This is a genomic window from Tepidimonas alkaliphilus, from assembly GCF_007556595.1.
GTDB lineage: Bacteria > Pseudomonadota > Gammaproteobacteria > Burkholderiales > Burkholderiaceae_C > Tepidimonas > Tepidimonas alkaliphila.
On sequence record NZ_VJNB01000032.1, the window covers coordinates 1 to 712 of the forward strand.

Genomic DNA, 712 nt, shown 5'->3' on the forward strand with positions numbered 1-712 from the left:
GGCGATCCTCAAGCCCATCTGGACCACCAAGACCGAAACCGCCACCCGCGTGCGCCAGCGCCTGGAGGCGGTGCTGGACTACTGCGCCGTGCACGGCTGGCGCGAAGAGTCCAACCCGGCGCGCTGGAAAGGGCGACTCGACAAGCTGCTGCCCAAGCCGGAAAAGCTCAAGAAACAGGAGCACTTTGCGGCACTGGACTACCGCAAGCTGCCCGAGCTGATGGCCGCGCTGCGCCCGCGCTCAAGCAGCGCGGCGCTGTGCCTGCAATTCATCATCCTGACTGCCTGCCGCTCCAGTGAAGCGCGCGGGGCGACCTGGGGCGAGCTGGATCTGCAGGCGCGCATCTGGACGGTGCCGGGTGAGCGCATGAAAGCCGGTCGCCCCCACCGTGTGCCGTTGTCGCAGGCGGCGCTGGAGGTGCTCGAGCAAGCCGCAGCGCTGCGGCAGGCCCACAGCGACGTGATTTTTCCCTCCCCGACGACGGGCAAGGCGCTGTCGGACGTGAGCGTGTCCAAGCTGTTGCACGAACTCGTCCCCGGTGTGACCGTGCACGGCATGCGCGCGGCGTTCAAGACCTGGGCCAGCGAAGAGGGCCGCTACCCGGCGCGCGTGGTGGAAAACGCCCTGGCCCACGTCAACCCTGACAAGACCGAGGCGGCCTATGAGCGCACCGATCAGCTCGAGCTGCGCCGCGCCCTGATGGAAGACTGG

At 68.3% G+C, this 712-nt stretch carries 1 protein-coding gene; it reads left to right on the forward strand.

The window, feature by feature from the left end; translation table 11 throughout:
- Positions 1–712, forward strand: a 712-nt coding sequence (locus tag Talka_RS11850; RefSeq protein WP_143891520.1) for a tyrosine-type recombinase/integrase, incomplete at both ends; no start/stop codon positions are given.